Origin of the sequence: Candidatus Albibeggiatoa sp. nov. BB20 (assembly GCA_016744725.1) — a bacterium.
GTDB lineage: Bacteria > Pseudomonadota > Gammaproteobacteria > Beggiatoales > Beggiatoaceae > Albibeggiatoa.
This window is the reverse complement of record JADGDW010000022.1, coordinates 1-26,710: the sequence shown is the minus strand read 5'-3', so window position 1 is coordinate 26,710 and position 26,710 is coordinate 1. Positions and strand designations below refer to the sequence as shown.

General features: G+C 37.3%; 21 protein-coding genes. 18 read left to right on the top strand and 3 right to left on the bottom strand.

Annotated elements, in window-relative coordinates:
* Positions 1 to 40: 40 nt before the first annotated feature.
* Positions 41 to 556: a co-chaperone HscB gene (hscB, locus tag ABXH34_RS04225; protein ID WP_353570618.1), complete on the bottom strand. Its 516-nt coding sequence runs from the start codon at positions 554 to 556 to the stop codon at positions 41 to 43.
* Positions 557 to 628: 72 nt separating this feature from the next.
* Positions 629 to 952, bottom strand: coding sequence for an iron-sulfur cluster assembly protein IscA (gene iscA / locus ABXH34_RS04220; protein ID WP_353570617.1), 324 nt, complete (start codon positions 950 to 952; stop codon positions 629 to 631).
* Between the two features lie 146 nt (positions 953 to 1,098).
* On the opposite strand from iscA, the gene ABXH34_RS04215 reads away from it, so the two are divergent.
* From ABXH34_RS04215 to ABXH34_RS04150, 14 genes are all read left to right on the top strand, one after another.
* Positions 1,099 to 3,198 carry a hypothetical protein gene (locus ABXH34_RS04215; RefSeq protein WP_353570616.1) on the top strand — a complete coding sequence of 700 codons (2,100 nt, stop codon included), beginning with the start codon at positions 1,099 to 1,101 and terminating at the stop codon, positions 3,196 to 3,198.
* 2 nt (positions 3,199 to 3,200) lie between these two features.
* Positions 3,201 to 4,058: a glycosyltransferase family 2 protein gene (locus ABXH34_RS04210; protein WP_353570615.1), complete on the top strand. Its 858-nt coding sequence runs from the start codon at positions 3,201 to 3,203 to the stop codon at positions 4,056 to 4,058.
* A 37-nt stretch (positions 4,059 to 4,095) separates the two neighbouring features.
* The gene (locus tag ABXH34_RS04205) at positions 4,096 to 4,599 is read left to right on the top strand and encodes a nucleoside 2-deoxyribosyltransferase domain-containing protein (RefSeq protein WP_353570614.1); all 504 of its coding nucleotides are present in this window, start codon (positions 4,096 to 4,098) and stop codon (positions 4,597 to 4,599) included.
* A 467-nt stretch (positions 4,600 to 5,066) separates the two neighbouring features.
* Entirely contained in the window at positions 5,067 to 5,315 is a 249-nt protein-coding gene (locus ABXH34_RS04200) for a FeoA family protein (protein ID WP_353570613.1), read from the top strand.
* Positions 5,316 to 5,319: 4 nt separating this feature from the next.
* On the top strand, positions 5,320 to 5,559 hold the full coding sequence (locus tag ABXH34_RS04195) for a FeoA family protein (RefSeq protein WP_353570612.1): 240 nt from the start codon (positions 5,320 to 5,322) through the stop codon (positions 5,557 to 5,559).
* Positions 5,556 to 7,910, top strand: coding sequence for a Fe(2+) transporter permease subunit FeoB (gene feoB, locus ABXH34_RS04190; protein ID WP_353570611.1), 2,355 nt, complete (start codon positions 5,556 to 5,558; stop codon positions 7,908 to 7,910). Before ABXH34_RS04195 ends, feoB begins: the two co-directional genes overlap by 4 nt.
* Before the next feature lie 259 nt (positions 7,911 to 8,169).
* Positions 8,170 to 9,258: a hydrogenase formation protein HypD gene (gene hypD, locus ABXH34_RS04185; protein WP_353570610.1), complete on the top strand. Its 1,089-nt coding sequence runs from the start codon at positions 8,170 to 8,172 to the stop codon at positions 9,256 to 9,258.
* A gap of 36 nt (positions 9,259 to 9,294) precedes the next feature.
* A complete protein-coding gene (gene yihA / locus ABXH34_RS04180; RefSeq protein WP_353570609.1) occupies positions 9,295 to 9,915 on the top strand; it encodes a ribosome biogenesis GTP-binding protein YihA/YsxC in 621 nt (206 codons plus the stop codon).
* Between the two features lie 405 nt (positions 9,916 to 10,320).
* Positions 10,321 to 10,680, top strand: a complete 360-nt coding sequence (locus ABXH34_RS04175) for a cyclic nucleotide-binding domain-containing protein (protein ID WP_353570608.1) — start codon at positions 10,321 to 10,323, stop codon at positions 10,678 to 10,680.
* 2 nt (positions 10,681 to 10,682) lie between these two features.
* On the top strand, positions 10,683 to 13,853 hold the full coding sequence (locus tag ABXH34_RS04170) for a hypothetical protein (protein ID WP_353570607.1): 3,171 nt from the start codon (positions 10,683 to 10,685) through the stop codon (positions 13,851 to 13,853).
* Between the two features lie 275 nt (positions 13,854 to 14,128).
* Complete coding sequence (locus ABXH34_RS04165) at positions 14,129 to 15,658, top strand: Slr4 family S-layer protein (RefSeq protein WP_353570606.1); 1,530 nt, start codon at positions 14,129 to 14,131, stop codon at positions 15,656 to 15,658.
* Positions 15,659 to 16,020: 362 nt separating this feature from the next.
* Positions 16,021 to 17,481, top strand: coding sequence for a Slr4 family S-layer protein (locus tag ABXH34_RS04160; protein ID WP_353570605.1), 1,461 nt, complete (start codon positions 16,021 to 16,023; stop codon positions 17,479 to 17,481).
* Between the two features lie 78 nt (positions 17,482 to 17,559).
* Positions 17,560 to 18,459: a sulfotransferase gene (locus ABXH34_RS04155; protein WP_353570604.1), complete on the top strand. Its 900-nt coding sequence runs from the start codon at positions 17,560 to 17,562 to the stop codon at positions 18,457 to 18,459.
* Positions 18,440 to 19,537, top strand: a complete 1,098-nt coding sequence (locus ABXH34_RS04150) for a type II secretion system minor pseudopilin (RefSeq protein ID WP_353570603.1) — start codon at positions 18,440 to 18,442, stop codon at positions 19,535 to 19,537. The genes ABXH34_RS04155 and ABXH34_RS04150 overlap by 20 nt, the downstream gene beginning before the upstream one ends.
* Here the strand turns inward: ABXH34_RS04150 and ABXH34_RS04145 are convergent.
* On the bottom strand, positions 19,534 to 20,619 hold the full coding sequence (locus tag ABXH34_RS04145) for a hybrid sensor histidine kinase/response regulator (protein WP_353570602.1): 1,086 nt from the start codon (positions 20,617 to 20,619) through the stop codon (positions 19,534 to 19,536). The two genes, ABXH34_RS04150 and ABXH34_RS04145, sit on opposite strands and share 4 nt — an antisense overlap.
* 456 nt (positions 20,620 to 21,075) lie before the next feature.
* Here ABXH34_RS04145 and ABXH34_RS04140 point away from each other — a divergent pair, with 456 nt between their 5' ends.
* The 4 genes from ABXH34_RS04140 (at position 21,076) to ABXH34_RS04125 (ending at position 26,616) form a co-directional block, all read left to right on the top strand.
* Entirely contained in the window at positions 21,076 to 21,930 is an 855-nt protein-coding gene (locus ABXH34_RS04140; protein WP_353570601.1) for an alpha/beta fold hydrolase, read from the top strand.
* Between the two features lie 269 nt (positions 21,931 to 22,199).
* Entirely contained in the window at positions 22,200 to 22,622 is a 423-nt protein-coding gene (locus ABXH34_RS04135; RefSeq protein ID WP_353570600.1) for a DNA translocase FtsK 4TM domain-containing protein, read from the top strand.
* A 42-nt stretch (positions 22,623 to 22,664) separates the two neighbouring features.
* Positions 22,665 to 24,878, top strand: coding sequence for a DNA translocase FtsK (locus ABXH34_RS04130; RefSeq protein WP_353570599.1), 2,214 nt, complete (start codon positions 22,665 to 22,667; stop codon positions 24,876 to 24,878).
* A 115-nt stretch (positions 24,879 to 24,993) separates the two neighbouring features.
* Positions 24,994 to 26,616, top strand: coding sequence for a tetratricopeptide repeat protein (locus tag ABXH34_RS04125; RefSeq protein WP_353570598.1), 1,623 nt, complete (start codon positions 24,994 to 24,996; stop codon positions 26,614 to 26,616).
* Positions 26,617 to 26,710: the final 94 nt, after the last annotated feature.

The window sequence follows — 26,710 nt, the reverse complement described above, 5'->3', positions numbered from 1 at the left end:
TTTAAAGATTAGGAATATGCATCCTAGCCATTTGATTTTCTTAGTCTAATAAATCTTCTTCCAACTGCATCGCTTCTTCATTGAGTTTATGGAAAAACTGTAATTTCCTGACCGTATCGCTTGCTTGAGGATAATGTTCATCAATAAACTGCTGTTTTAATTGTGTGGTCAAAGTTTGAGTTTGCTGCTCTAATTCGTTAAGAAAATCATTCAATGCGTCGATTTGTTTCACCGTAGCTAAGGTTTCACGTAAATCCATTTGCTGCATCAAAAATGTGGTATCCATCACGGTATTTTGTTGTTCTTGGGTATCAATGCCTTTTAATTGCAATAAATAACGACCACGGGACAAAGGGATTTTTAAAGTGTTAAATGCTTCATTAATATGCGCAGCTTGTTGCAAAGCTAAACGACGATCCCGTTCAGGTGCATCAGCAAATTTATCAGGATGGACAGTGCGCTGTAGTTCTTGATAACGCTTTGTGAGTGATTGAACATTGAGTTCAAATTGAATAGGCAAGTTGAATAAAGTAAAAAAATCACTAGTGAGTGACATTTGGACATTCCTACATTATTTAGGACTGACAATCTTCAAAAGACTGGCAGTCCTGTAATTTATAAGTGACTTTTAAATAGTGAAACTTTCGCCACATCCACACATATCTTTGACGTTTGGGTTATTGAACTGAAAGCCTTCATTTAAACCTTCACGCACAAAATCTAACTCTGTACCATCGAGATATAATAAGCTTTTTGGATCGGTAATTAATTTGATACCGTTAGATTCAAAAACTTGCTCATCTTCTTGTACATCGTCAACAAATTCCAATGTGTAAGCCATACCAGAGCAACCAGAGGTTTTGACGGCAATGCGTATACCAATGCCTTGGCCACGGCTTGCTATCGATTTTTGTACGTGTTGAGCTGCTTTCTCAGTTACAGTTAGTGCCATTGTACACTCCTTTTTGTTACTGCTATCAAGATTGGGTTAGCTGATTGATTTTTAAAGTCTCGCTTCAATAGCTTTGCAACATTTGGAAATTGCTTGTCTATATTGACTCCGCTATAATCGCACCATCTTCAATATTCGATATCATCATGCCCACTACAAGTAACCCTCGCTATTATTTGGCTATTTTCTCTCTGGTTCTCGTATGTACCGCTGGCTTGTATTGGCAAGGTTTAAATGGGGTTTTTATTTTTGATGATGACCAGAATCTAGCTTATCTCAGCGTGATAGATGAAGCAGACTATTGGCCAACAGCCGCGCAGTTTATATCAGAAGGTTTTGCAGGGGCTTTAGGTCGCCCAATTTCATTAGCTTCTTTTGCCTTACAATACAAAGCTTACCCCGATAATATACAAGCATTTAAGGCCGTCAATATCATACTGCATTTAATTAATGGCTGTTTGGTGTTTGCCTTTATTTTATTATTAACTCGCTTGCTCAAGATTTCTACCCAGCACGGTTTATTTTTAGCCCTATGTACGGCAAGTATTTGGCTGCTCAACCCGTTACACGTTTCCACCGTATTATATGTTATCCAACGTATGACCCAGTTTGCTACGTTATTCAGTCTGCTGGGCTTAATTGTCTATCTGCTAGGGCGTGAAGCGATTGCTTATGATAGGCCAATCCGAGGTTTCTTGCTGGTCTCAACCGGTATCGGACTTGGAGTTATATTAGCCGCATTTAGTAAAGAAAATGGTATTTTACTCGCATTATTGGTATTGGTTTTAGAATGGACAGTTTTATCACATTATATCAAACCACGCTATTGGCCATTGTGGTTAGCCATTTTTGCTTATTTGCCTGTGATAATATTATTTTTATATTTAACGGGCATTTTGGGTGCAATTCGACATCTATCGTTAGATGATTTACAACTTTATGCAGGATTGTTGACGACGGTCGTTATTTTAATTGAAAGTATTATTTGGGCATGGATTGCAAAGCCAAAATGGAAAAATTTATTTCGTGCCTTATTTTATACTCCCTTGGGTTTAACCCTATTCTTTTATAGCTTTAATTCTGATGTGATACTGGCCAGCTATACTATTCGTGATTTTACGTTGATCGAACGCTTATTAACTGAAACCCGTATCTTAACTGAATATATTGCAAAAATGCTGTTAGTTTATCCCATAGACTATGGCTTATTTCATGATGATTATATTATTTCTCGGAGCTTATATAATCCTACTGAAACCGCATTAGCCATCGCTTTTATTTTAAGCTTAATTGGGTTTGCAGTGTGGAAACGTAAAGTCTACTCATTTATTGCGCTTGGGATTTTATGGTTTTTTGCAGGGCATATTTTAGAATCAAGTTTTGTCGGTTTAGTTTTATATTTTGAACATCGCAACTACTTGCCTAGCATAGGAATTATTTTTGCGTTAGTTTATATTTTTTGGATATTGATGCAAATACTTCCAATTCGCTATAGATATGTATTTTCAGGATTTGCTATCTTGTGGTTATTAGCGGGTGTTGGCTTAACTTGGTCACAGATTTCACTATGGTCAAATCCAGTAAAGCAAGCAGGAGTTTGGGCGGCTTATAAACCTGATTCTCGTTATGCACAATCCCAAGCCGCCGACATTGCTGTACAATTGGATCAGCCAAAAATTGCTGAACAATATTACCATCAAATGTTACGCACTTTTCCTGAAGATAGCGATCCTTATATGATGTTGCTATTGCTTGCTTGTCACTATCCTGATGATATTGTGATGCCAGATATTGAGCAGGAAATTTTACCTCATTTACAACAACAGACTGTCAATACAGGGGCGTTATCAAGTATTGTGATGTTGCTAGATCTATTGGGACAATGTGAAGGTCTCTCTGTGCAAAAAATGGAACTGATTTTTAGTGTATTACTTAAAAATACTAAAGCACATGATTTACCGACAATTTATCATTTGTATGCACGTTTTAAAGCACAAATAGGTAATTATTTAGCTGCTATTGATGCAGTATCAAAATCACTGAGTTTAGTGAAAACAGGCAGTCCAGAATTATATCTTTCACGGATTCAATGGGCTGTTGCAGCACAAGATATGCAGCTTGCGAGCTTATATTTGGAAACTACGTATCAAGATTTTAATCTATTCCGTCAATATGCTTACCAAAAACAATTGAGTTATTGGCGTATGCGGATTGAATTATTCAACCAATCACAAGTTAAACCTTAAATATGCCAACGCTGAGTATTATTATCCCTTGTCGCAACGAAGCGCAGAGTTTACGCGCTTTATTGCCAGAAATTAAACAAAATCAACCTGATGCCGAAATCATTTTAGTCAATGATGGCTCAACGGATGATTCTGGCCTTGTCGCTGAGCAAGCAGGTGTAACCGTGATTAATCGCCCCTACAGCATGGGCAATGGCGCGGCAATTAAAACAGGGGCACGTCATGCCAGCGGTGATATTTTACTATTTATGGACGCTGACGGTCAGCACCAACCACAGGATATTGCTCGTTTATTAACGGAAATGCAGCAAGGTTATGACATGGTTGTTGGAGCACGAGATTCAAAATCGCAAGCCAGTATAGGCCGTTGGTTTGCAAATGGTTTTTATAATAAATTATCCAGTTGGATGGTGGGACATCAAATTGATGATTTAACCTCTGGGTTTCGAGCTGTTATAGCAACAAAATTTAAAGAATTTTTACACTTATTACCTAATAAATTCTCTTATCCCAGTACTATTACTATGGCATTTTTCCGAGCAGGTTATGCGGTGAGTTATATGCCCATTTTTGCCCCACCAAGAATTGGGAAAAGTCATATTAGGCCGATTCGAGATGGATTACGTTTTTTATTGATTATTTTTAAAATTGGCACTTTATACTCACCACTTAAATTGTTTATTCCCCTAAGTATGAGCTTTTTTAGCCTAGGTTTGATTTATTATGGTTTCACATTCTTTACTCAAGGCCGTTTTACCAATATGGGAGCATTGTTATTTATTAGTGCGATTTTGATTTTTCTAATTGGTTTGGTGTCTGAACAAATTACCCAGATTTTATACAGCCATAAAGATTCTTAAAGTAAATTTCAGTAAATAAGTTTAGGAGTAACAAGTCATGGCGATTGTATATAAACCCCCTCAGATTGTTGATTTTGCTGCAAGACCCTCAGTTTTTTTAGCAGGCACAATTGACAATGGTAACTCGGAAGATTGGCAGGCGGTGCTTGAAACACGCTTAACAGATTTAGACGTGTCAATCTTGAATCCAAGGCGGGATCATTGGGATGCCTCATTGGAACAGAGTATTCATAATCCACAATTTAAACAGCAAGTTGTATGGGAATTGAATGGCTTAGATGCGGTCAGCGTGATTTTCATGTATTTTGCCCCCAACAGTCAATCACCAATCACATTGCTTGAATTGGGTTTAATGGCAGCAAGTAAGAAAATACTAATTGTTTCTCCTCAAAACTTCTGGCGTAGAGGCAATATTGAAGTCGTTGCTGAACGTTATCAAATCCCACTGATTGATAATCTTGATATGGGTATCGAGATGTTAAGGGATTCATTGCAAGCTGTTTCTGAACAATTTAAGCATAATACTTCTGGCAATTTTTAGAAAATAGTTCAACAACAGGTAGTCTTATAAAACCCAGAGCTACCTTATCTCAAAATGGCGACTTGCAAAACAAGTTTTGCATTCCTGTACTGCGCAATCATTTATAAATGCAATAACACCTTTTTAGATTGTTGATTTTATTTGATACTTCAGGAAACCTCCAAGCCCTTATCATAATTGATGTGACCCTGAAAAGTAATTTTATTGCCATTTTTTGCATTATATTCTGTATTACTTCCTCATTCTCCTTTCCAATAAAGAGTTGGCTAGCAGCAACTTGCAATCCATTACAGTCTCATAATTAACAAAACATCACAATTAATTTATCTCACTAAATATAATTATTTATATACCTAGTTTCTTTATTGAAATCGTGTTTGACAACGAAAACAAGAATCGTTACTATTAACAAACAAGAATTATTATCATTATCAAATTAGTCAACTCATTCATGGCGGACGACTATCATGACAACAAGTACAGCTCGACAAATTTACCCTCTTAGCTTAAGCCAATTAGGCAAACAAGTGCAGGTTGCAGCAATTACAGGTGGCAGCAATTTTATGAAACGTTTATTGGCAATGGGTATCACTGAAGGTTCTGCGCTCACTGTTGTGCAGCATGGAGAAGGCTTAGTTGTTCGGTGTCAAGGTACTCGTTGGGCACTGGGTCATGGCATGGCGCATAAAATTTTAGTTACTGATAAACAAGGATAAAATAATGGAAACTTGTTTAGGTGATATGCAGCTTGGTGATAATGGTAAAGTCACGGGTATCCGTCGTGGGGAAAAACCTTACAGACAAAAATTGCTTGCGATGGGCTTAACTCCAGGAACAACATTTAGTGTGACGCGTTATGCACCAATGGGTGATCCCGTCGAGATTAAAGTCCGTGGTTTTGCACTCAGTTTACGCCAAGCTGAAGCCAATGCCTTATTAGTGGAGAAAATTGAGTCATGAGTGATTTTGTAATTGGGGTTGTTGGTAATCCAAACTGCGGTAAAACCACATTATTTAATGAACTAACAGGTTCAAAACAACGCGTTGGTAACTGGTCAGGTGTTACCGTTGAACGTAAAACAGGTTTCTATCAATTTGAAGACAATGATGTTGAAGTTGTTGATCTTCCTGGTACTTATTCTTTGGATGTGGCAATAGGCCATACCTCAATGGATGAGGAAGTTGCTCAGCAATACATTTTGTCTGGCGAAGCTGACTTAATTGTAAATATTATTGATGCGGCAAACTTAGAACGTAATTTATATTTGACCACACAATTGTTAGAAATGAATGTCCCGATGTTGATAGCAGTTAACATGATGGATATTGCAGAACAGCAAAATATTCAGATTGATACTGATGCGTTGAGTAAAAATTTAGGAGTACCTGTTTTACCTTTAACTGCAGCTAAGGGCAAAGGTGTTAAGGAATTAAAACATGCAATAAATCAAGCGGCAGCACAATCGAAACCACCTGAATCAAAAGCCCAGTATTCACCTCAGATTGAACAGGCTATTAATGCTGTTGCCCCTAGCTTAAAAACTAGCCTTTCTCCAACTCAACAAGATCATATTCGTTGGTTTAGTTTAAAGCTGCTAGAAGAAAGTGAATTAGTTCACATAGAATTAACGGAAGAAGTACAACAGCAGGCGGAACAATTACGCACCCAAATTGAAGAAAATTTAAAAGAAGACATTGATATTCTAATTGCTGATGGCCGTTATGGTTTTATCGGAAAAGTCGTGAATAGTGCACTTAAACGTCCTGATAACAAAGTGAGCTATACTATTTCAGACCGTATTGATAATGTGGTATTGAACCGTACGTTAGGTATCCCTATATTTCTCGCAATCATGTACTTGATGTTCATGTTTACGATTAATTTAGGCGGTGCATTTATCGACTTCTTTGATATTTTCACGGGTACGCTATTAGTTGATGGGGTTGCTCATGTCATGGGTGGTTTGAGTATGCCGACGTGGTTAACAACGTTAGTTGCCAATGGTGTTGGTGGTGGTATTCAAACGGTTGCCACATTTATTCCTGTGATTGGTTTCTTATTCTTATTTTTATCATTATTAGAAGATTCAGGCTACATGGCACGCGCTGCTTTCGTCATGGATAGATTTATGCGCTACATTGGTCTGCCCGGTAAAGCTTTTGTACCGATGATTGTGGGCTTTGGGTGTAACGTCCCTGCGATTATGGCAACCCGTACTTTAGAAAATGAACGTGATCGTCGTTTGACCATGTTAATGAATCCATTTATGTCTTGTGGCGCACGCTTACCTGTTTATGCTTTATTTGCAGCGGCTTTCTTTCCAACTAGTGGACAAAATATTGTATTTGGCTTGTATTTAACAGGTATTTTAGTCGCAGTAATTACTGGCCTCATTATGAAGAATACCTTATTTAAAGGTGAAGCCAGCCATTTTGTAATGGAATTGCCGCCATACCATATTCCTACAGTAAAAGGTATTTTGCTCAGAACTTGGGATAGATTAAAAGGTTTTATCGTGCGTGCAGGCAAGATTATTGTGCCTATGGTTGTGGTGATTAGCTTTTTAAATTCGTGGGGAACTGATGGTACATTTGGTAATGACAATACAGATAAATCGGTTTTAAGTGAAATTGGTCGTACTTTAACCCCTGCATTTGAACCTATGGGGATTACTGAAGACAATTGGCCTGCAACAGTAGGTATTTTCACTGGTATATTGGCTAAAGAAGTCGTAGTGGGCACTTTAGATGCGGTGTATTCTCAATTAGCAGCAGATGAAGCGGGTGAAGATGAGGGTGAATTTAATATGATGGCAGGGCTTTCTGAAGCATTTGCAACCATTCCAGCCAACATTAGCGATTTAACGGACACAATTACTGATCCTTTGGGTATGAGCATTGGTGATGTCACAGATAAGGGTGCTGTGGCTGAAGAACAAGAAATCAGTACAGGCACATTCGGTGCAATGGTTTCACGGTTTGGTGGCACAGCTGCCGCTTTTGCCTACTTATTATTTATTTTGATGTACTTTCCATGTACTGCGGCAACGGCGGCCATTTATCGTGAAGCGGGTGCTCGTTGGGCAATGTTTGTTGCAGCTTGGACGACGGGAGTGGGTTATATGTCAGCGGTTATTTTCTACCAATCAGCGACATTTTCTGCTCATCCAGCTCACTCACTTGCGTGGATTTTTGGCTTGTTAGGTTTATTTAGTATCACGTTATTAGCTTTATTTGCAGTATCTCATGTTAATCGTCTACAAACACGTAAACCGATTTTGGCAGTTGCACCAGCAACAACAACCCCATAATTTAACAACTTTTATTAAGAGTCTGTATCTAAAGCAGGCTCTTGCTATTCTCTTCTAAGCTGTTATTCATAACTGTTGTTTTATCTTCAAATCATTTCCCCCTGTTTTTTTGATTTTGCTCATACTTTGTATTCCCCATTGCAGATATAATATACGAGCTTTAAAGTGACTGTTATTATTAATATTTTGACTAGATTCAGACAAATTGTTTATTTTCTGTTACGATTAGCAGCATACTGAAACTGTCTTGAGAATCAGCATGTCGTTAACTGCAAAACAGTGGTTACAACAAATTCACGCATTACCACTTACATCTAAAGTCAAAGTTATGAATGTGTGTGGTGGTCATGAGCGTGCAATCACGATGGCAGGTTTGCGCACTACATTGCCAAAAAATATTGAGTTGATTCCAGGCCCTGGTTGTCCTGTTTGTATTTGTCCTGAAGAAGATATTTATACAGCGATCCAGTTGGCTTTGAATGAAAAAATCATTTTAGCGGCCTTTGGTGATATGTTGCGTGTGCCTGTCAATGTACCAAAGAAGCAAGTTCGCTCACTAGAACAAGCCAAAGCCGCAGGCGCAAATATTCAACCGATTGCATCTCCTCTCGATATTTTACAGTTAGCTTGGCAACATCCTGATGAGACTATTGTGTTTTTTGTTACAGGTTTTGAAACCACGACTGCGCCTGTTGCTGCGTTATTAGCTCAAGGCATTCCTGATAATGTATTGATTTTACTTTCGGGACGTTTGACTTATCCTGCTGTAGAATTGTTACTTTCTACGGGTGAAGCTAATTTTGATGCGTTGATTGCACCAGGACATGTTGCCACAGTAATGGGGGCGGATGAATGGCAATTTTGTGTAGATCAATATCATTTACCAACGGCTGTTGCAGGTTTTGAAGCTGAAAGTTTACTAGCAGCAACTTACTCAGTTTTACGCCAATATTTAGAACAAAAACCCTTTTTAGACAATTGCTATCCTCAAGTCGTGACCGCTCAAGGCAATCCGACAGCACAACAACATTTAACTCAAACCATGCACATCACAGCAGCAAATTGGCGTGGCATTGGTGAAATTGCTCATTCTGGATTTGAACTGAATCAGAAAAACATTGATGCAAAACATCATTATCCAGATTATCATCAGCAAGCACGACGACATACAGGTGAAATGCCTATGGGTTGTGACTGTGCAAAGGTGGTTTTGGGCAAAATTTATCCAAATCAATGTCGGCTTTATGATACTGCATGTACACCACGTAACCCCATTGGCCCTTGTATGGTCTCAGATGAAGGGGCTTGTCGTATTTGGTGGAGTCATGGTATGAGAGAACAAAACTAATTTTTTAAAGTTTAGTAAGAATAGGTATAACCAAAGATGTCTTTGTATCAACACGCACAGTTTTTAACCAGTGCAAACCGTATTAAACAATTACCCGAGGATCAGGGTTCTGAAGTTGCCTTTGCAGGTCGTTCGAATTCGGGAAAATCTAGTGCAATTAATGTATTAACTAATCAAAGAGGCCTAGCTCGTACCAGCAAAACTCCAGGACGGACTCAGCTGATTAATTTATTTGAACTGGATGCTGAACGCCGTTTAGTTGATTTACCTGGATATGGCTTTGCTAAAGTTCCGATTGCTGTAAAACTACATTGGCAGAAAGTATTAGAACGTTATTTGAATGAACGGCAATGTTTAAAAGGGCTGGTTTTATTGATGGATATTCGGCATCCTATGACTGAATTTGATGTGCAGATGTTGGAATGGTCTCAGCATGTAGGTTTGCCAGTTCATATTTTACTTACCAAGTCCGATAAATTGGGTATAAACAAGGCAAAGAACAGTTTGCAGCAAGTTAAAAGCAAATTAAAAAACTTGGATAATATTAGTATTCAGTTATTTTCAGCTTTGAAGCGTACTGGAATTGCAGAACTACAAGCTTGCTTAGATGGATGGTTTTCCCTTAGAACAGTATTAGAGTCAACAGTTAAAAAATAAAAACACTTTGATTACAGCTTGTTATAAAAAATATTGAGTGTTATTTCTTAAAAATGAAATTCATGTTAATAATTTTGCTACAATTGCTGTGGCTGGTAGAAACCTAAGGGTTTTATCTGGGCAGGTTGAATAGTTTAAGTAAAATTGAAATACGATATACTCGCGGTCTTAAGATATGTAATTTTTGCCTAGATATTAAGGCAAGCTTGGCGCTGAAGTAATGTAAGAGAACATATAAAGCTGTGACTCATACATAGTAAGCCTGTCAAGAAAAACGTATAAATAAGACTTTGTTAGAATAAAACGCTTAACTGATGAAATGTTTCGGTAATGATTCCGTTAGAGAAAATCATTGTCCTCAATAAAGTACCTTTATTTTCCGCGCTAAAAACTGAGGATATCCACATGATATCCACAATTGCTTCGGAAGAGGCTTATGAGGATGGTCACACCTTGTTTTATGAGGGTGACGTTGGTGACAAATTATTTATTGTGGTATCAGGAAACGTACAGATTCTAAAAAATCAGGGCGGAGTCGAGACGGCTATCGTTACTCTGAAAGAAAACAATTTTTTAGGAGAGCTGGCGTTATTCGATGCTGAGACGCGGACTGCGACGGCTCGCTGTATTGGCCCTTGTACGTTTTTAGTCATAGAACGTAATGATATGGAACAACTCGCTCATGAATACCCAGCTATTGCGTTTGGCTTTATTAAAGTCTTAATTAGTCGTATGCGTGGTATGGTGTTGGATAAAAAGAATTAGCAATGTTAATGCGTTTAGCCCGTTTCTTCAGCACGCTGTTTCCCGTCAAACCCAACGAGTGGGACGGGGTAATCTACTTTTTTTTTATCATGCTGGTGTACTCAATCGGGGCAAGCTTTTCGCGTACTATTGGTACAACCTTACTGGTTAGCCATTTAGGTGGTGATAAATTACCCATTGCTTTTATTGTGGTAGATTTATCTGTCATGGTAGGGTCATTGGCCTATGCGCATTACACCAAAAAGGTCACAGGCCTTGCCATTCTAGGGTTTTTTTTTCTCACAAATACACTCTTCTCAGTCATCATCCAAGGTCTATTTTTCCTGCATGAGCAATTTAGCTTAGGGATGAATATTGGTGGCTATATCATTAGCCTAGAATGGGTTTATGGTTTCTTTTTTGTTGGCTTCTATTTCTTCTATATTCTGATTAATATTCATGTCAGCAGCGTGATTGCATCCTATTTTACTGCGGTACAAGTCAAACGCGTGATGCCTGTCATCAGTGCGGGTATGCCAATTGGTGGTGCATTAGGTGGTATCATGTTTATGTTGCTACTTAATTTTTTCCAATTCCAACCACAACGCCTTGTATTTGTATTAGGACTTTCCAGCCTTGTTTCCTTTGGCATGTTATATTTAGTTAGATCGCGTTTAACCCCTGTACGAGCCAGTATTGATAATCGCTCGACTAAAAATCCATTTCGAGAATTAGTTGGTGCATTTAAATATGTGGCAGGGTCTAAGCTGATGATTTTTATGTCATTAGGCTTGATGTGTTTTGTGATAGGAAATAAGCTACTCGAATATCAATATCAAGTTATTATTTATCCAAAAATATATCCATCTGAAAATGAACGAGCTGCTTTTTTCGCGACTTATGAAATTTTTGCTAATTTGATGTTACTGTTTGTCCAATTATTTATTACTTCTCGTTTGATTGTTTCGCTCGGTGTTGGTGCAAGTAATATGTTGTATCCAGTACTAGCTGGATTAGCTGGATTAGGTTTAACCCTGTATTTTACCCAATTTTATAATTCGCCCACTGCATTACCCGTTGAATACCCTGCTGCTGCGATGATGTTAGGTTTGGCTATTTTTGCTCAGTTTATTAACCAAGAAATGCGAATCGCACTCAGAGCCCCAGCTCATAATATGTTATTCAATGCAATTCCTCCGAACCAATGGGGAACAAATAAAGCCTTTTTAAATGGGATTGTGTTCCCTGTATCTACCGTGATTGCAGGTACAACAACACTAGTATTGGCTAGCGGCACAGGTATTGGAGGTATTGAAGATAGTGCTGTATTAGCTTCACATTTAGCGGCTGAATACCCTGTTACTTACATTCTACCTATCATTGCAATAGCTGTTTCTATCTTAGGCATGTTTATTTCATTGCCACAATGGGCGGCTTACAACCAAGGTGTTTTTGGCTTACTTAACCGTGAATTATTTGATGGACGCAGTGGCGAAATTAAAGCCAGTTCTAAAAGTAATAATTTACGTCAAGTGATTGAGGAAAAACTATCCAGTGCTGATCATTATCATGTGATTGCTGCATTAGAAATGATACGAGTATTACGGTTGGGTTATTTTGCGACTCAAGTTGGTAACTTATTGCTAAAAACCTCCAACAATGAAATTAAGAAGCATTGTATCAATACTTTGGCAGCCTTGCCGCAATCCAATACTAATATTACCTATTTAATTGAGGCGCTGAAAACTGAGAAAGACGATACGATTATTCCTCAGATTCTCAAAAATTTATCATTATTTAAAAATGTCAATTTAAACGCCCATATTGAGAAGTTATTATCAAATAAGAATCCTGCTATTTTTGTTGAAGCCTGTTTATGTTTATACAAGCATCCAATGTACCCTCGTAAACAGGACATTGAACGCAAAATTTTAGCTCGAATAAATAAACCTGTTACAGCAGAGGAGCAAGCTGATTTTCCGTTGTATTTATATGCGGTGGGTGAACTTAAAAAATCTGTTTATGGCAATATGGTATTGCCATTTGTCGAGCATGAAAACGCTGAAATTAGTGCTGCAGCCTTTACTGCTTATATTAGAATGTTAGAAGGTAATTTAGAAAGCCATAAAGATATGTTAATTAAGGCATTATCTTCGGCATCTAAAGAAATGAAAATTACTGCATTGCGTGCGCTGAAGGAATGTCAACCTTTAGATGATTGGTCACCAATTATTCATTTGCTCGGTGTCAAAGATAGGACAATTGTTAGTGAAAGCAAAGAATTATTGCGTTTAAATTTACTTGATTGTAAAAATGCGCTCATTGTACACATTTATTCACAAGGAGCAAGTGTTCAGGAGCGTTTTGAATGTTTATCCCTTGTTTATAATAAATTGACAGATGGGCAACAGAAAAAATTAAGAGATATGGCTGATGACTCGCTGAAGAAATTTGTCCGTGTAAATGGATTGCTTAAATTACATTTGATGATTAATTGGAAAACCAAGACTTATGATTTGATTTGCAAGATTCTGCAAGAAATTGCAGAGAATTATTTGTTAAATGTACTTACCGTAATCACTTATGCTTCAGAACAAAATTTGGAATTTTTCCAGCGTGTCAGCCGAGGTTTATTATCAAATAGTCGTGCAAACCAAGGTAATGCGCTCGAAGTACTATCCAATGCAGGTGAAAAATATTTGTCAGGTCGGGTACTGCGTTATTTTGATGAGAAAATTTCTGATATTCATGCGGTCAATCGCATTCATGTGGCTTTGTTTGGTGAAAATTTGCGGGTTGATGAAGGCAGTTACATTTCAGAATTAATTCGTTTAGAGCAACCAATGTTGCGAGCGTGTTTGCACTATATTCAGAAAGAAAAAACAGGACACTTTAAATTAAAAGGTGCTCCAATAGAAGCAGTTAATTTGTTACAAGCAAAAGGGCAAATTCTGGAGGAAGAACCCGAAGAAGAACCAAAACCAGCTAAACCGCCTAAGCCAAAAAATAGAAAGGAAGTATTAGAAGCAAAACGCTTGGCAGCTAAAAAAGCAATGCAGAAAGCAAAACGTCAACAACAGCGTGCTTCATTACCTGTATTAAAGGATAAAGTCGATCCCAAAGAAGCTAAAACAGCTCAACTCAGAGTGGCTAAAAAAAGCAAACAACAAACCCCACCTGAGTCCGAAATTTAATGCGATCAAATTGACCACTAGTCAGTCGAAAAGCACCTTTTATATTTTGTCTAATGCGACATAAAAGGTGAAGTTTGTTATGCTAGATGCTAAGTTGAGGCAAAAGTGTATTTTTTAAAGTGTATTAATAACAAGCTAGTACCACTCACTTTAAAAAACACTTGCACTTATTCGGTAAACTGTTATAGTTTACACTATTATGGTTTTGTGGCTAAGGGCGTATTAGGCTTTAGTTACGTAGGCTTATCAACACAAAATTTTAAGGAGTGCTGGTTATGGCTTTTCGTAAGAATTTGGTAGCTGCCGCTATCGGTAGTGTTTTAGGTGTGACATCTTTTGGTGCGTCTGCCGCCTTTTATTTGGTAGATGTTAGTTCAAATGATGCTAGTGATCCAGTAAAGTTTGCAGAAGAAGTTAAAGCAGATGATTCTACTTCGGCAACTATCCCTGCTGGTGGTACAGCTTTAGAAGCTCTTAAAGGCAAATTAGGCTGGGGCTTTAATAATGGTGAAGATATTTATATTCGTTTAGATTTAACAATGGGTGGAAGTTCTGGTAAAGTAACGTTTGCTTCAGCTCCTGTGTTATCTAGTGTTATTGGTTCTTTAGATGTTTCTAGCAGTGCAGCAAGCAAGCTAGATGGCGGTATAGGTGAAACTTACGCTATTTACAAAATACCAAATATCGACACAGAAACATCTCCTGATGATGTGATTGAATTTAGTTTTGGTGAGGTTTCAGCTTTTTCTGCAACAGCAAAATCAGGTGCAATTGAATTAACCTATTCTATCAGTACCAATGAAGATTTAAGTTCTACGTCTGCATTATATAGTGACAAAGCATCTGTTGTTCAATTCGATACTTCTTTTGAGTTTTCTTCTAGTTCTTCACTAGAAGCAACTGCTGATGTTGAAAGTAGCTTTTTGAAATTTACAGATGACCAATCAACGGAAGCACTTGCAAAATTCAAGTTTATTGAAACTACTGGTGATGATGAAACCTATATTTTTGAAGGCAGCAACACTGCAACAACTGCGTCTATTGGTGCAATATTCTCTAGTGATACAACGCTAGATGTAGTTGGTGATTTCACTATGACTGAGGATACTCCAGGAGGCGGTGATTATACTAATGCTAAGTCTCGTGTATTCCTTTCAAGTGATTCAGGTTGTGCTTCAAGTGATACAACGGCAGATAGCGTTGCAGCAGATAAAGCAACATTTGAAGGCTTTAATAGTTCGATAGGTAGCGATTCTACTGAATATTATGTGTGTGTAACAGCAAATGGCTCAGCTATTGTTGAAGGTACATATAATTTAGTATTGAATGCCGATGGAGTGGATAATACTGACTCTGATGGTATGGCTTATGATATTACTGGTGAGACCACTCTATCTGAAGCAGGCTCAATTGACCGTAATGGTACTCAGTTAATTACACCTTATGTTACTATTTCTGATGGTTATATTAGTCGTGTTATTCTAAATAACAACGGCGCTCAAGATATTGACTACTCAGCCTCAATTATTACTGATGATGGTAATAGCGCAAGTACTGCTGCTGGAGCATCTGGAACAGTTAAAGCGGGTACCAATTTACATATTGATGCCGCTGATTCTGGTAAGGGTCGCCCTTATTTAGTTGAGAGCTTCTCAACAAAACAACGTGGTGCAGCCTTATTTACTTTTGTTGGTGCAAACTCAGACATCCAAGGTGTGTATCAAACAATTAGTTCTGATACTGGTGAAATTCAATCAATTATTATGCAGCGTCCAGGTGGCGGTGATCCTAGCAAACAAGATTAATTGGCTTTTTTAAGAGCTTAAATCTATAGAGTTTGTGATAATCTTTGTGAAAAAAGGTGTAGAAATTTATCTATGCCTTTTTTTGTGAGCGTTGATAAGAAAAAATACTTTTTTATACTAGAAGTATTGAGGTGAGGTTTAGTTTTCTCCACTTGTCTGTGGATTAATACCACCTATAGTTTTATCAGCTATATAAAAGAATTTGATTTGTTAGTCTAATCTTAAGTGTGTGTGTATAAATAGCTGAGTTAAAAATAACTTGCGTTGAACCCTAAAAAAGGGGTATATTTACGACAAGGGTTGTGTATCTATTTTACGCATTTTTAAAGTTTATAAAAGTTTCCAGAAGAGGAGTCAGGCTTATGGTGCGTCGTAATATTGTACTTGCAAGTGCAATTGCAGGTGTTTTGGGAATTCCTAGTGCTGCTTATGCTACAGTCGATTTAACCAGCGATAGTCCTAGCCCAATATCGGTTATTAGTCAGTTGAGTGATAGTGAAGTTACTTTAGAAGAAGCTTCAGATTCAGGTACTATCTATGCTATTAAAGCTGACTTAGGTAAAGACATTGATTCAAGTGGTGATGAAAAATTTGTACGTTTTGACTTAGATGCAGGTGCCACATTTGAAGGCACTGCTGAACTTACACTCATTGCTAATGTTATTTCAGCCTCAAATGCTGATATTGATGTGACATTGTCAGGTGGTGGTAGTGGTGAATCATTTGTTATTTTCTCTGTTAAAAATAATGATGACTCAGTACTTGATTCTAGTTCAGATGTACAATTACAATTTAATTCATCAGCATCAGGCATTAATGTTGACGGAGCTGCTAGTGATGTAAATGTTACTTATAGCGTTTACAGAACAGCGTTAGACTCAACTAAAGGTTCAGGTTCTTCTTTATACAGTGAAACTGCTGAATATATTGAATTTAAACCCGTATTTACGTTCTCAACAACAGAAACAACTTTAACTGCTGATGTTGAAAATAATTTCTTACAATTCACCACGGGTAATACCTATGGCCAGTTAGCATCTATATCTTTAGATGTTGATTCTAATGTTTACTTAACCAGTGGCTCTTCAGCCAGTGCGATTAGTGATGTATTAGATGGAGATGATGGCCATACAAATACTGTTACTGTGAATGGTGATCTTACTTCATTAGCTGATTCTGACGGTGCTTATGATGTTAGTCGTTTGTTCTTGACGAGTGGTAATTGTTCTGATGGTTATGATTTTGATAATGGTGCATTTACAACAACATCTTTAACAGCTGAAAAAGCTGTAATGGATATGCCAGTGTCAACTAGTAGCAGTAGCCCAACTTACTATCTATGTATCCAACGGGATGAAAACTCTGAAGTAAAGTATAATGCTGCTGAATATAATTTAGATTTCTCAGTTGATACAACTGGATCAGGCGTTGAAATCTCTAATTATGAAGCTCAAAAAGCAGGTAAGATTGAGCGGAATGGTACTGTTTTAGATACTCCATTCTTTACGCTTACAGACGGCTCTATCAGTCGTGTTATTCTTTCTAACTTTGGTACTACTGATGCTAGCTTCACAGTTAAAGTTCAAAGTGATGAAGGTACTACTGTGACTCCAGGTAGCGTAACAGAAGGGTCAGTTGCAGCAGGCACTATCTTACAAGTTAAAGGTAGCGACTTAGCAAGCTTTGATGGCAAGCAACGTGGTTCTGCTAAGTTCACGATTGTTGCTACACCTGACAATATGTCTGGTGTTTACCAAACAGTTAACTTAACAACTGGTGCGGTTACATCAATTAAATTGATTCATGAAGGTGGTAATCACTAAGCTATCTGCTTATAGTGAGTAACACTTGATTATACAGGGAGCTTTGGCTCCCTGTTTTTATTTTGTGGAAATGAATATATGCTAATTCATATTGGTTACCATAAAACAGCAACGACTTGGCTGCAATTATTCTATTTTCCACATCACCCAGAATTAGCTTTTATTGCGGGACACGATAGCCTTTGGCAACACTTCATGTCATCCTCGAGCCTAGAGTTTGATCCCCAGACAGTACAGCAATTATTCCAGTCTCTCATACAGCAAAGTTTACAAGTTCAACAAATTCCCATCTTATCTGCAGAGCGTTTATCAGGTAATCCACATGCAGGTGGCTTTGATAATAAAGATATGGCTGACCGTTTAAAAGCTGTCTTTCCTCAAGCAAAAATCCTTATTGTTATTCGTCGTCAAGCTGACGCAATATTATCTAATTACAAACAATATATTAGAGTTGGAGGGATTTGTAATTTATCGGAATATTTAAATCCACCCGTAGATGGCCGAATTCCTTTGTTCCGACTGGATAATTTTGCTTATCATCATCTAGCTAATTATTATGTTCAGCAATTTGGGCAAAATAAAGTTAAGGTCATGTTATACGAACAATTTTGTAAACATCCCAATCAATTTATTCAAGAGCTTTCACAATTTATTGGTGTCAGTTCAAATCAACAGTTCCCGACCGAACAACAAGTCAATAATTCAATGTCTGATTTAGGCATATTATTGAAGCGACAAATTAATAAATGGCATGGTAATGATTCTCTCTATCCTATTACTCCATGCTGTGCGTGGCTAACAACACGATTATCTAAAACAGTAGAATTCCTTGACCAAAAACATTATTTAGACTTCTATCAGTCTCATTTAAAACAACAAACGCAAAATACAATAGGTGATAGATTTAAAGTCAGCAATGCTTTATTAGCAGAGCAATTTCAATTAGATTTGGCAGCCTATGGCTATGATTTACCCTAAGCAACAAGCCTTCATTTTGGTGACTACACTATGGATGTTAGCGATATTAACTATTGCTGCGAGTTTTTTTGCAGTATGGACTCAGCGTGCCGTTGACCTTGCCCAAGACCTGCAAACTGATTTACAAGGCGAAGTCGATGCATATAATACTCAAGCTCAATTACTCTATCTATTTTCTACTCGCCGTTTAACAATGGCTGGCTTAAACCTAAAGCTATCCAAAGTTCAGCTCAATTTTAGTGGTGATTTTGATATTACCGCAGCTCTGCCTGTGGGTGGTGAAATAGCCCTAGATGATACAGTTTATCAAGGTGTTGGTTCTGCTCGATTTTCAGTTCAAGATAAAGCAGGATTATTTAGTTTACATCACTTATCCATTGGTTTGAGTCAAACTGCAAAACGTAAGGCTATGAAACTACTTGGTGTTTTAGGTGTGCCTACTGAATTGCGTGAAACCTTAGTTGCTAGATTGCAGGATTATGTAGATTCTGATGATTCACATCGCTTAAATGGGGCTGAAGCTATGCACTATAAACAAGCGGGTTTACCTCCTCCAAGTAACCGCCTATTACTTAATCCTATGGAATGTCGAACAATATTAGGTTGGGCAGAGCAAGAACCCTTGTGGAATAATGGCGTATGGGGACAAATTGCTACAACCGTAACCGCTGGTTTTTTAAATCTCAATACCGCGCCTGCCTTGGTCTTACAATCTTTGGATGGTATTGATGCAGCTATTGCCAATAGAGTTGTGGCTAGGCGCAAAGAATTTGGGGCATTTACCCATTATGGACAATTTCAGCAAACGATAGGAGTGGAAGTGGGTAGTGATGTTTTTACCGTAGGTTATCGCGTATACCCTTCTGAATATTTTAGAATTTCTACTTGGCATGAAAACAGTCAACGAATGCGTCAACAACATATTGAACTCACACCGATCCAAGATCAGGCCAAACCTTGGAAAGTGAATTATTCTGCTGATTTGGCTTTATCTACACACCACATCAATGCCAAACCATTGATACTAAAAGCTGCATTTATCACTACAGCAAAAAAAAATGAGCTGTCAGATGATTAAATTTCAACAATAAACATTGAGCCACTAGGACGGTTTGGTGCAACATAGATTTTACCGCAGTGTGCATCTACTACGAGCTTACAAAAAGTGAGTCCTAAGCCAATTTGCGCAACACCTTTCTTTTTCAGTTCAACCACTTCAAATTTTTCAAAAATGCGTTTCCGATAGGCCTCAGGAATCCCTGACCCTTCATCAATCACCTGCAATCTAAGATGATGGCCTTTTTGGTCAGGTGGTAAAATTTCTAATTTAACTGTAACCGTTGTGCCTTCTGGAGAATATTGCAAAGCATTTGATAACAAATTGGCTAAAACACGTCGGAACAGATTTTCATCCAATTCCATTTTTAACTGCATTTTAGGTAAAATCAGTTTAAGTTCAATACCTTTTGACTGAGCAATAATTTTAAAATGGGTTTCAGCATCTAAAATCAATTGCTGGATATGGGTCATTGTTTGGTGAATACGGAGTTTACTTTGCTCCATTTTAGCCAACATCAACATATCATTGACAAATTCGTCTAAGCGATCAGCCGCCATTAATATCATATCAAGCTGATGTTTCTGCTCTTCATCCAATTGTTTTTCTTGCATTAAGGTCGCATTCAATTGTACTGATACAATCGAGCTAGACATATCATGTACGACCATGTTGGATAGTTCTTCACGCATTTTCAGCATGGCTTCTAATTCATCATATTGCTTTTTAATCCGTAACATAGAACGAACGCGAGCGCGTAATTCTAAGCGGCTGACAGGTTTTTGAATAAAATCATCTGCCCCAGCTTCTAAGCCTTCAACTAATGCTTTGCTTGCATCTAATACTGTGACAAGAATAATAGGGATATGTTGGAATTGAGCTTGCGCTTTGACTTGGCGACAAACTTCAAAGCCATCAATGACAGGCATCATCAAGTCTAAAATAATTAAGTCTGGATTTAGCTCTGAAAGCTTATCAAGCAAGGCCATTCCACTTTCAAATAACGCTAGTTCATACTCATCACTGGCAAGCAGAGATTCTAGTTGCACACGCATACTGCGTTCATCATCAACGATTGCAATTTTGCTACGCTGTGCCATCATTCTAAACATCCTCTCAATAATATTCCGTACAGATGACAGGTTGCTGGAGCAGGTTTAATCTTCATTGTCTTATATTCCATTAGCTGATTTTTGCAAATGTGCTAAAAGATAAGGTGTTGTACATCATAATGCTGTTCATGAAATGGTGGGAAAACTCATTTTGAAGTGATTAATGAGGATACCGCGCGGTCATGTCGTCTAGCCTACCCAGACTACCCTCGCAACTTGCGCGAATTATTTTAACATTATTTAAACACGGTAGGAAATGCTGTTGAGATTTATTCTGTTTTAGCTGATTCATATATGCGTTTAGCCTGCTTAACATTCCATGAAAAAGATGTCAAACTATATATCTTATTAATATTTCACTAAGCCATTTTTTAGGATTAACAGTCCTTGAGATGGTAAACTCTTCATTCTACACCGAACTCCATTGAACACTAAGGATAAAACAAGATGGAAATCAGACAACACAGCATCATTTGTGCTAATCCTCATGGTACGCATCGTATTGCTTATACTGAATGGGGAAATCCTGATAATCCAAATGTCCTAGTTTGTGTACATGGTTTAACCCGTAATGGCCGTGACTTTGATTTTTTGGCGCAAGTGCTTAGCAAGCGTTATCGCATTATCTGTCCTGATATTGTAGGCCGAGGTCGCAGTGATTGGCTTGAACAAGCTGAACATTATAATTACAACACTTATATTACTGATATGTTAAGTTTGCTCAATCAGCTTGGTTTAAAAAACGTGGACTGGGTTGGTACGTCAATGGGTGGCATTATCGGAATGTTGATTGCAGCACAGCAGCCACAAATGATAAAACGTTTATTATTAAATGATATTGGTGCGGTTATTTCTCAGCAAGCCTTACAGCGTATTGGTGGTTATTTACAAACAGAACAGATGTTTTTTGCAAATTTAGATGCTGTAGAAACATATTTGCGTCATATTCACGCAACATTTGGACATTTATCTGATGAACAATGGAAACATTTGGCTGCCCATGGTAGTTATGAAAAAAATGGGCAATATTATTTAGCCTATGATCCTAAAATATCTAAAGTTTTTCAGGAAAGTATAGGGCAAGATGTTGAATTATGGGATATATGGAAATTGATTAAATCACCTGTCATGGTTTTGCACGGTTTGGACTCTGATATTTTAACTCAAGATACTTTAGATAAAATGAAAGAGATTCATTCAGAGTTGACTATTGTCCATTGCGTTAAAGTCGGACATGCACCACCTTTAACAACTAAAGAACAAACAGATAGTGCAGCATGTTGGTTATTAGATATTAAATAATGCGAGTAGGTAAGAAGCTTTAAATTTTTGGAGTCATGTGTCTGTTTATCATCATGGTGAAATAATCTTTTAAGACAATAAATCAGTGAGAAGTAAATGATGATGCAAACTCAAGCGCAATCTAATAGTGAAAAACCTCAGTTTAGCCAAGTAATGCCTGACATATTTTTCATTTTTTTGTCTTTATCTCGCTTTATTTGTTAGCCTCGTTATACACATACCAATCTACTGACCCTGGACTTTTTTACAATGGTCATCAAATAGACTAAGTGCATAACAAAGGTGGGGTTGCTGGTGCACTGTTTGCAGATGGGTTTTACTATTTATTTGGTTATTGTGCCTATTTATTTCCCATAATGGTTGGCTATATTGCTTGGCTGATACGTCAACAAGAATACAAAGTGATTTTTGCTAAACCCCATCTGATTATTATGCTTAATATTGGTTTTTTACTCGTGTTAAGTGCTGGTTGTGGGCCATTAGCTATATATTTTTCTCCAGATAATATGCTATTTAATTATGGTTCAGGTGGAATACTAGGTCATTTAGTCAGTGAAAATTTACAAAACCTATTTAATCAGTTAGTCACAACGATATTGTTACTGAGCCTATTTTTACTTGGTACGATATTATTAATTCATCAATCTTGGTTAAAGTTGATATATCGTGCGTTTACAAACAGAAATCGGTAAAATAGGCTTTAAGAAAGTACATTACATTAACGAGGGATAAGTGTGAGCCAAGCCCGCCGTACTCAAAGATTTTCTAGCAACAATAATAACCGTAAAATTGGTCATGGATTACGTGAGATTTTATTAATATTCTTTTGTTTCGTATCATTGTATTTACTGGTGTCATTATTTACCTATTATTCTGGAGACCCCGGAATTTTCTACAATGGTAAAATAGATGAAGTACACAATAAAGGTGGCATTGCAGGCGCATTGTTCGCGGATATTTTCTACTATCTATTTGGTTATTTTGCTTATTTATTTCCCATCATGGTGGGTTATGTGGGTTGGATTGTATACCAAGGAAAGCATCACGCCATTCTTGCTGAGCCGCGTCATTTAGTTGTACCGGGAATTGGCTTCCTGCTTACAATTAGTGCTGGCTGTGGATTTGCAATCGTACATTTTTCTGCTGGTGGCATGTTATTGCCTAGCCATGCAGGTGGTATTTTAGGCAGCTTGGTTGGTAAAAATTTACAAGATGTATTCGACCAACTGGGGGCAACATTATTGTTATTGGGTCTGTTTCTGACTGGAATCACCTTATTAACAGGGCTGTCTTGGTTAAAGTTGATGGATAAATTAGGCTTTTATACTTTGAAATGGACACCTGTGATTAAAGAATTTATGTCACGTAACTTCTGGCCTTGGATATTGCAAGCTTCAAAAATCAGTGCTGAAAAAACCCAAGAATACTCAAAAGCAGCTTATTCACAGGCTAAGAAAGGCAGCAACTCAGCATGGCACGCATGGCAAGATAGAAGAGCAAAATGGAGTGAAGAACGTCAACAATATGAAGAAGAATATTATATTGATGATGATGAATACTATGAGGAATATGAAGATGATGAATTTGATGAACCTAAGCCATCTAAAAAGACCTCCACTATAGAAGCGGTAGCACAGCCTGAACAATTAGAAATGCCTAAGGTTGAAAAAACCGAACAGCCTGAAAAAATCGAACCGAAAAAGCCTATAGATAAAATTGAGCCAGAACCAAGTGTTGATATTCCCATTTTGGATGATAAAGTATTTCAATTACCAACATTGCCACTTTTAAACCCTATGCCCGAGCAAGTTCAAGATAGTGTGATGGACTTAAATCACTGGCTCACAATGGGTTTTGCTAATATTCAAGTTGAAATTAAAATCAAAGAAGTGCATCCAGGTCCTGTGTTGACGGGATTTGAAGTTGAAACCGTGACTCCAATTAATAAAATGCACTTGGATGAGATGGCAATGGCTTTAGCTCAAGCGCTAGAAAGTCCACATGTGCAGATTGTTGAAACCATGCCGGGGACGTTAGGGGTTGAAATTGCGAATATTAAACGCCAATCGATTGGTTTACGTGAACTATTAGAATCTCAAGCTTATACCAGATCATCCACTCTGAACCTAGTCTTGGGGAAAAATATTACAGGTGAAGCGGTAACCTTAGATTTAGCCCGTATCCCACATATTTTAGTTTCTGGCAGTCAAGCTGATGAGAAAAATATGGGTTTGCATACCTTGCTTATGAGTTTATTGTATAAGGCTTCACCTGAATCATTACGTTTAGTGGTTGTGGATAATCGGCAACAAGATTTTCAAGGTTATGCTGAATTGCCACATTTATTAACACCGTTAGTGACTGATATGGCCGAAGTGCCTGATATTTTAAAATGGTGTGTGCAAGAAATGGAGCATCGCTACCGTATTATGGGTGAGTGTGGGGTGCGCAATATTGAAAGTTATAACAAAGCCTTACTTGAAGGTGATGATATTCCTTTTATCGAAAATTTAGACCAAAATGAGCCTAATTTCTTGCCTTATATTGTAGTGGTTATTTCCGAAATTGGTGAATTGATGAAAACCAGTGTGGGTCTAGCGGCGGAGGAATCAATCACTTTATTAACTCAAAAATCACGAGCAGCAGGAATTCATGTGGTTTTAGCTACTGCTGAGCCAACTGTCAGTGTGATTACGGGATTAATTAAAGCCAATATCCCAACCCGTTTAGCATTCCAAGTTACCAATAAAAGTGAATCTCGGACAATATTAGGTCAAATGGGTGCTGAAAATTTATTAGGCCAAGGCGATATGCTGTACATGACTGCTGGGACGGGAATGCCTGTGCGAGTCCATGGCTGTCAAATTACAGATGATGAAATCAAAAAAGTCACTGCTTATTTAAAAGCCCAAACTGAACCTGAGTATGTGGATTTAGAATTACAATAAGTTTGTAAAATCAATCAAATGCACTTCTAAAGTTTATTTGGGAGTGCAATTTCAAATCCCCTATTCCAAAATAAAAAATAATTTCTGGCCATTCAATTAATTCCAAGGCATTTGTATGAAGACATGGACACAAGCAATCTTTATTAGTCTGTTTCTCATTATTATTACCAATATTGCTTACTATGATTCTCTCAATAATAGCTTATTCACACTTTGGGATGACCAAGGTTATATCAGCCTAAATGAGCATATTAAGCAATTAAATTGGGATAATATTCAATGGTTTTTTACCCATATTCAAATGCACAATTATCACCCTCTCACATCCATTTCTTATGCAATTGACTATTATTTTTGGGAATTAGACGCATGGGGCTATCATTTTACAAATTTACTATTTCACAATGCTAATGTGATTTGGTTCTTTGTCACAGCTTGGTTATTATTTAATATTTTCCAGCCAAAACAACGATACCATTTATTAGCTGCGGGACTTTCTGCATTATTATTTGCTATTCATCCTCAGCATGTTGAATCCGTGGCATGGGCATCAGAACGTAAGGATGTCCTATTTTTATTTTTTACTTTTCCAACTCTAATTGCCTATATTTATTATGTTCGAACGCAAAATTATTCTTATTATTTCATTGCTTTAGCTTGTTTTATTTGCGCACTACTATCTAAGCCTATGGCTGTCACCATACCTGCTATTTTGATTTTGATTGATATATTCCCATTACAACGAACTCAGCTAACAAAAATAACACTTTATGCCGCAAGCTATAAAGAAATACTACTTGAAAAACTGGCATTTATATTTTTAAGTCTATCCATGATATTGATTGCTTTACTCGCTCAACGTATAGGTGGAGAACAAGGGAATCAAGAGCAATTAATTGGAAATGAGGGAATTCAGCTTGCAGGTGGTGCAATCCAAAGTTTAGAGCAACTGAGTGTTGCAGAACGCTTATTAAATGCGGCTAACGGTTTGATACATTATATTACAAAACTATTTATTCCATTACAGCTTTCGCCCTATTACAATTTACCCGAACATTTTAGTTTTATAGCTGTGGCGGCTGTTACTGCTATCACTTTATTGTGTATCTATTTATGGTTTCAAAAACAGTGTTTTTGGCTGATTGGGTGGCTATTTTATGTCGGTACATTGCTACCTGTCATTGGGATTGTGCAAGTAGGAGGACAAGCAGCCGCCGATCGTTATGCTTATTTACCATTGTTGCCTTTTTATCTCATTATTGGTTATTTCGTCGCAAAATATTTATTTCAGTATTTTAACCAGAAAAAACAGGCTTATTTACTAATCATTTCAATCTGTACAATTTTTGTTATTTACAATTTAGTTGTGCTCACTCAAAAACAAATTTTAGTTTGGCGGGATGATTATAGTTTATGGAAACAGGCTTATTTATATGATTCTAAAAATAATAAAGCTGCAATTAACTTGGCTGTTTTATATGATCGTGCTGGAAATATTGCTGCCACCTTACATTTTTATCAAGCTGCGATTCAAGCAAAACCTGAGGTTTTATCTAGTTATAATTATTTAGCTGAATTTTACGTTAAACATGGGCAAATTGATGCCGCATTGGCAACATACGAAAAAATGGACTCAAAAGGTTTAATTCATGAAAAGGGTTCTGTGGCAAAAACTTATTTTAATATGACGATGTTGTATTTACAGAAAAATCATTTAGTTCTAAAAAAGAGGAATTAAAATCGAATATTGATATTGATTTGATGTAGAGGAGTGGGGAGCCCTTCATTTATCCAGAATCAATTTTTAATAATATTTTTGTTTTTTGTATAGT